5 protein-coding genes are annotated in these 5,156 nt (G+C 72.3%); all 5 read left to right on the plus strand.

Going from position 1 to position 5,156, the window contains the following annotated elements; genetic code table 11:
• Positions 1 to 478 precede the first annotated feature (478 nt).
• From ACSNN7_RS28520 to ACSNN7_RS28540, 5 genes are read left to right on the plus strand one after another with little or no spacing between them, the layout of a single operon-like run.
• Positions 479 to 1,684 (plus strand): substrate-binding domain-containing protein, encoded by a 1,206-nt coding sequence (locus ACSNN7_RS28520; protein WP_436684145.1) that lies wholly within the window; start codon positions 479 to 481, stop codon positions 1,682 to 1,684.
• A 3-nt stretch (positions 1,685 to 1,687) separates the two neighbouring features.
• Positions 1,688 to 2,431 carry an ABC transporter ATP-binding protein gene (locus tag ACSNN7_RS28525; RefSeq protein ID WP_436684146.1) on the plus strand — a complete coding sequence of 248 codons (744 nt, stop codon included), beginning with the start codon at positions 1,688 to 1,690 and terminating at the stop codon, positions 2,429 to 2,431.
• A complete protein-coding gene (locus ACSNN7_RS28530; protein ID WP_436684147.1) occupies positions 2,428 to 3,156 on the plus strand; it encodes an ABC transporter ATP-binding protein in 729 nt (242 codons plus the stop codon). The genes ACSNN7_RS28525 and ACSNN7_RS28530 overlap by 4 nt, the downstream gene beginning before the upstream one ends.
• Complete coding sequence (locus ACSNN7_RS28535; protein WP_436684148.1) at positions 3,153 to 4,043, plus strand: branched-chain amino acid ABC transporter permease; 891 nt, start codon at positions 3,153 to 3,155, stop codon at positions 4,041 to 4,043. Before ACSNN7_RS28530 ends, ACSNN7_RS28535 begins: the two co-directional genes overlap by 4 nt.
• Positions 4,040 to 5,155, plus strand: coding sequence for a branched-chain amino acid ABC transporter permease (locus ACSNN7_RS28540; RefSeq protein ID WP_436684149.1), 1,116 nt, complete (start codon positions 4,040 to 4,042; stop codon positions 5,153 to 5,155). The genes ACSNN7_RS28535 and ACSNN7_RS28540 overlap by 4 nt, the downstream gene beginning before the upstream one ends.
• The last annotated feature ends 1 nt before the right edge of the window (position 5,156 follow it).

Genomic DNA, 5,156 nt, shown 5'->3' on the forward strand with positions numbered 1-5,156 from the left:
GCGGTGTGCGTCCCGGACCACCGTGGTCGGCGCGCGCAGCTTGCCGGTGGCGTCGCGGGGTTCGAGGGGTGGGTTCGGGCGCTACCGACTTGATGACATGGATGAATCAGCGCCCTCCCGGCGGCTGATTCATTTACGTCATCAGGTCGCTAGCGTCGAAGGCCCTAGGTTGTGGGGCGCTCGGCCACGTAGGTTCCACGGCCGGGCTGGCCGATGATCAGTGGTGTTCCACCGACGGGGTGGTGAGGCGGGCGAAGGACAGGAACGGGCGGGGGCGATGGCGGGGCGCGACACACGGGCGGGCCGGGTGGTGGCGGCCGGGGCCACCGCGGACCGGTGACGTCGACGCACCCGCCCGGCGATTGTTACGGTCGGCCACCCCGTCCGTATCACTTGTGTGCCGGGGCCACATAGCTCGTGGGTGACGTCACTTCTAGCGTGAGCCGACACATGCTTCCTGTCCTCACCTGGAGTCGCGATGACGGTCCGGCACACGCGGCGGGCGTTCCTCTCCGCCGCCACGATGATGGCCGCGGCGCTCGCCGCCACGGCCTGCGGCAGCCCGCAGGACACCGCCTCCGGCGGCGGTGACTCCGCCGCCCCGGTCAAGGTCGGCCTGGTGTACTCGCAGTCGGGTGCGCTGGCCAGCTACGGCAAGCAGTACATCGAGGGGTTCAAGGCGGGCCTCGACCACGCCACCAAGGGCACCGGCAAGGTCGGTGACCGGAAGATCGAGCTGACCGAGGTCGACGACGCGGGCGACCCGGCGAAGGCGGTCTCCGCGGCCAAGGACCTGATCGGCAAGGGTACGAAGATCATCGCCGGCTCGACGGCGTCCGGCGTGGCGCTCCAGGTCGCCCCGATCGCCGCGCAGAACAAGGTGCTCTTCATCTCCGGCCCGGCCGCCACCGACGCGATCACCGGCGCGAACAGGTACACCTTCCGCTCGGGCCGGCAGTCCTACCAGGACGTGGTGACCGCCAAGTCGTTCATCGGCGACCCGGCCGGCAAGAAGGTCGTCGTCTTCGCCCAGGACGGGGCGTTCGGCGACGCCAACGAGGCCGCCGTGAAGGCCGTCATCGGCGGTGCCGGGGCCGGCGTCAGCAGCGTCCGTGCCCCCGCCAGCGCCACCGAGTTCACCCCGTTCGCCAGCCAGATCAAGGCCGCCAAGCCGGACCTGCTCTTCGTCGCCTGGGCCGGCACCACCGCCCCGGCAATGTGGCAGACCCTGGACCAGCAGGGCGTGCTGAGCTCCACCACCGTCGTCACCGGCCTGGACATCCGCGCCTCCTGGCCGACCTTCGGCGCCGCCGGCAGCAAGATCTCCTTCCTGTCGCACTACTTCGACGGGGCCAGCGACACCGAGGCCGCGAAGGCCGCCAAGGCGAAGATCCCCGGCGGGACCGTCGACCTGTTCCACCCGGACGGCTTCGCCGCCGCGCAGATGGTCGTCCGCGCCGTGTCCGAGGGTGGCGACGACGTCGACAAGATGGTCACGGCCCTCGAAGGCTGGACGTTCGACGGGGTGAAGGGGTCGATGACCATCCGCGCCGAGGACCACGCCCTGCTCCAGCCGATGTACCAGGCCAAACTCTCCGGCAGCGGCACCGCGTTCACCGCCGCCGCCCAGAAGAGCCTGACCGGTGACGAGACCGCGCCGCCGGTCACCCGGATGAAGGGCTGACCCGTGCTCGCCACCCGCGGTCTGACCTGGCGGATCGGAGAGGTCGCCATCGTCGACAGCGTCCACCTCGACCTGGCGCCCGGGGAGTTCCTGGGCGTGATCGGGCCGAACGGCGCCGGCAAGACCTCCCTGTTCAACCTGATCACCGGCCTGCAGCGGCCGACCGAGGGCCGGATCCTGCTGGACTCGGAGGACATCACCGCCCTCCCGCCGCACCGGCGGGCCCGCCTCGGGCTGGGCCGTACCTTCCAGGCGTCCTCGGTCTTCGGCTCGCTCACCGTCCGGGAGAACGTCCGGCTCGCCGTGCAGGCGCACCGGGGTGGCTCGATGAAGCTGTGGCGGCGGGCCGCGGCTGACCGGGAGGTGGCCGCCGCCGCCGACGCGGCGCTCGACCGCGTCGGCCTGCGCCACCGGGGTACGGCGCTCGCCGGCACCCTCGCCCACGGCGAGAAGCGCAAGCTGGAGATCGCCCTGCTGCTCGCCGGGGAACCCCGGGTGATGCTGCTGGACGAGCCGATGGCCGGCGTCAGCGCCGAGGACGTGCCCGAACTGGTCGCGGTGATCAAGTCGCTGACCGGTGACAGCGGCCGGGCGGTGCTGATGGTCGAACACCACATGGACGTGATCCTGGAACTCGCCGACCGGATCGCCGTGATGCACCACGGCGCGCTGCTGGCCTGCGACACCCCGGACACGGTGATGGCCAACGCCACCGTCCAGGAGGCGTACCTGGGGGAAGCGCTATGAGTGAACCGGTTCTCAACGTGGAGGACCTGTCGGTGCGGATCGCCGGGCTGCACATCCTCCAGGGCGTGTCGTTCACGGTCGCGCCGACCGGCGTCACCGTGCTGCTCGGGCGCAACGGGGTCGGCAAGACCACCACGCTGCGCGCGATCGTCGGCCTGACGCCGACGGGCGGCGAGGTGCGGGGGAGCATCCGGATGGGCGCGCAGAGCCTGCTCGCCCGCCCCACCCACCGGCTGGTCCGCGGCGGGCTCGGCTACGTGCCGGAGGACCGCTGCGTCTTCGCCGGCCTCACCGTCGCGGAGAACCTGCGGCTCGCCGAACGGCGGGGCACCACCCCCGCGTACGACAAGGTCTTCGCGCTCTTTCCGGAGCTGGACCGGCGCGGACGGCAACGGGCCGGCTCGCTCTCCGGCGGGCAGCAGCAGATGCTCGCCATCGGCCGGGTGCTGCTCAACGACAACCGGCTGCTGCTGGTCGACGAGCCGACCAAGGGGTTGGCGCCGAAGGTGGTGACCGAGGTGGCCGAGGTGCTGGAACGGGTGGCCGAGTCGGTGCCGGTGCTGCTGGTCGAGCAGAACCTGGCGGTGGTCCGGCGGCTGGCCCGCGACGCGGTGGTGCTCGCCGCCGGCCAGGTCGCCTGGGCCGGGGACGCGAAGGAACTGCTGCTGGAGACCGGGCTCACCAAGTCGCTGCTCGGGGTCGGCTCGGCGGAGGTGCACTCATGACCACGGTGATCCTGCTGGCCCTGACCGGGCTCGGCCTGGCCGCGCTCTACTTCCTGGTCGCCTCCGGGCTCTCCCTGGTCTTCGGCCTCGCCGACGTGCTCAACTTCGCGCACGGGCTCTTCCTCGGTGTCGGCGCGTACGCGACCTGGTGGGCCGCGGGCAACCTGCCCGGCGCCGGCTCCGACGGGATCGGCTTCGTGGTGGCCGTCGCCTTCGGTGTGCTCGCCGGTGCCCTCGTCGCGGTGCTGGTGGAGCTGGTGCTGATCCGGCCGCTCTACTCACGCACCATCGAACAGGTGCTGGTCACCGTCGGCCTGTCGCTGGCCGGGGTGGCGCTGCTCCAGGCGACCTGGGGTGCCGACGCGCGACCGTTCCCGCGCCCCGAGTGGACCCGTCAGGTGACCCCGATCCTCGGCGCCAACGTGCCCAACGGCGGACTGCTGCTGATCGTCGCCGCGGTCGTGGTGCTCGGCGCGCTGCTCGCCTTCCTCCGCTGGACCCGCTACGGCCTGGTGATCCGGGCCGGCGTGGAGAACCGGGAGATGGTGACCGCGCTCGGCATCGACGTCCGCAAGGCGTTCACCCTGGTCTTCGCGATCGGCGGGGCCGCCGCCGCGCTGGCCGGCGCGCTGGGCAGCGTCTACTTCGGCACCGTCTCGCCCGGCCAGGGCGGCTCGCTGCTGATCTTCGCGTTCATCGTGGTGGTGATCGGCGGCATGGGTTCGGTGATCGGGTCCGCGTACGCGGCGGTCGCGGTGGGGCTGCTGCAACAGTTCGTCAACTACTACGGCGAGTCCGGGCTGGGCGACATCTGTGTGGTCGGGCTGCTCGCCGTGGTGCTGCTGCTGCGTCCGCAGGGCTTCGCCGGAAAGGTGGCAACGGCATGACCGAGGTCAAGAGTCCCGAGGTGCTGGCCCCGCCCGCGGCGGTGCCCGCCGAGCTGACGCCGGGGCAGCGCCGCTGGCACGGGGTGCGGCCGTGGCTGCCGCTGGTGGCGCTGGCGGTGGCGGCGATCCTGCCGTACTCGACGCTGACCCTGCCGGGGATCTTCGAGGGGCCGCTGAACTCGCCGGGCACCCTGCAACTGCTGGCGGTCTGCCTGGTCTTCGGCGGGCTGGCGGCCGGGTACGACCTGCTCTTCGGCCGTACCGGGATGCTCTCCTTCGGGCACGCGCTCTACTTCGCGGCCGGCGTGTACGGCACGGACATCCTGGTCACCCGGGCCGGTCTGCCGCTGTGGCAGGCGGCGCTGCTCGCCGTCACCGGGGCGACCACCCTGGCCGCGCTGCTCGGCGCGATCGCGCTGCGCACCGTCGGGATCGCCTTCGCCATGGTGACGCTCGCCTTCGCCCAGGTCGGGGCGATCCTGGTGGCCCGCGACTTCGGCGGGTGGACCGGCGGCGAGGAGGGGCTGCCGCTGGACGTCTCCGGGCTGCCGCAGGCATTGGTCGGGGTGACCAACACGGTCAACCTGTACTGGCTGGCGCTGGCGTACCTGGCGGTGGTGGTCCTGGTGGTGCACCGGGTCTCCGGCTCGCCCACCGGCCGGGTGCTGGCCGGGCTGCGTGACGACGAGCGGCGGATCGGCGTCCTCGGGCTCGACCCGTACCGGTTCAAGCTGGTGGCGTTCACCCTGGCCGGCGGGCTCGCCTCGGCCGGCGGGGTGGTCTACTGCCTGATCGTCGGCGGCGCCTCGCCGCACATCACCTCCTCGGAGCTGACCCTCTCGCTGCTGGTGATGGTGGTGCTCGGCGGCCCCGGCACGCGCTGGGGCCCGGTGCTCGGCGGCATCCTCTACATGTACCTGGATCACCGCCTCACCGCCTTCGGCACCAGCGACGCCGTGGAGAGCCTCCCGGCCGTCCTCAGCCGTCCGCTGAGCCAGCCGCTGTTCGTCCTCGGCACCGTCTTCATCCTGGCCGTCTACTTCTTCCCCGGCGGCCTGGCCGGCCTCACCGCCCGCCTCGCCCCCCTGACCCGAGCCCTCCGCCCCCGCTGAC

It is taken from the genome of Micromonospora sp. URMC 105, assembly GCF_051386295.1.
GTDB lineage: Bacteria > Actinomycetota > Actinomycetes > Mycobacteriales > Micromonosporaceae > Micromonospora.

What these genes read in the sequence shown, in the direction of transcription:
- ACSNN7_RS28535 (WP_436684148.1), top strand. Translation starts at nt 3,153, where the DNA reads ATGACCACGGTGATCCTGCTGGCCCTGACCGGGCTCGGCCTGGCCGCG.
- ACSNN7_RS28520 (WP_436684145.1), top strand. Translation starts at nt 479, where the DNA reads ATGACGGTCCGGCACACGCGGCGGGCGTTCCTCTCCGCCGCCACGATG.
- ACSNN7_RS28540 (WP_436684149.1), top strand. Translation starts at nt 4,040, where the DNA reads ATGACCGAGGTCAAGAGTCCCGAGGTGCTGGCCCCGCCCGCGGCGGTG.
- ACSNN7_RS28530 (WP_436684147.1), top strand. Translation starts at nt 2,428, where the DNA reads ATGAGTGAACCGGTTCTCAACGTGGAGGACCTGTCGGTGCGGATCGCC.